This window comes from Frigoribacterium sp. AC759 (assembly GCF_979256015.1).
The window spans coordinates 1-247 of sequence record NZ_CEEDMT010000151.1; the positions used below are offsets into that span (position 1 = coordinate 1).

The window sequence follows — 247 nt, forward strand, 5'->3', positions numbered from 1 at the left end:
GTAGGCGATGCCGACCGCGTACTCCCCCGCCTCGGGCTGCTCGAAGGCGACCTCGTCGCGGAAGAACGCGTCGGGGATCTGGCAGAGGATGCCGGCTCCGGCGCCGGTGCCGGCGTCCGATCCGATGGCACCGCGGTGCTCGAGATTGCGCAGGGCGCCGAGGGCCGCGTCGCTGATGTCGTGCCCGGCGGTGCCCCGGAGGGTCGCGACCATGGCGAGACCGCAGGCGTCCTTCTCATTGCGGGGG

The 247-nt window shown here is 73.3% G+C and carries 1 protein-coding gene; it reads right to left on the reverse strand.

Annotation, left to right across the window (positions count from 1 at the left end; genetic code table 11):
• Positions 1-247 (reverse strand): hypothetical protein (locus ACZ6JE_RS15450; protein WP_464319518.1); only part of this gene is annotated, 247 nt, incomplete at both ends.